Genomic DNA, 265 nt, shown 5'->3' on the forward strand with positions numbered 1-265 from the left:
GCGGCTCCAGGCCGGCGGGGAGCTTGAGGGCCTGGCCGAGGGCCTCGATCGGCTCGTCCACCGCGAAGCCGGGCGCGTCGGTGGCGATCTCGAACAGCACGCCGCCGGGTTCGCGGAAGTAGATCGAGCGGAAGTACTGGCGGTCGCGCTGCTCGGTGACGTGGAGCCCCCGTGCCTCGAGAGCCCGGCCCATCGCGGCCTGCGCGGCGTCGTCCGCCGCCCGGAACGCGATGTGGTGGACCGAGCCGGCCCCCGGGCGGCCGGG

Annotated in this window: 1 protein-coding gene; it reads right to left on the minus strand. The window is 76.2% G+C overall.

Features of this window, described 5'->3' with window-relative positions; genetic code table 11:
* Positions 1 to 265: VOC family protein (locus tag KZZ06_RS21130; RefSeq protein ID WP_219581909.1), on the minus strand; the 265-nt coding region annotated here is incomplete at both ends.

This window comes from Sulfitobacter sp. CW3, from assembly GCF_019392245.1.
Classification (GTDB): Bacteria; Pseudomonadota; Alphaproteobacteria; order Rhodobacterales; family Rhodobacteraceae; genus Sulfitobacter.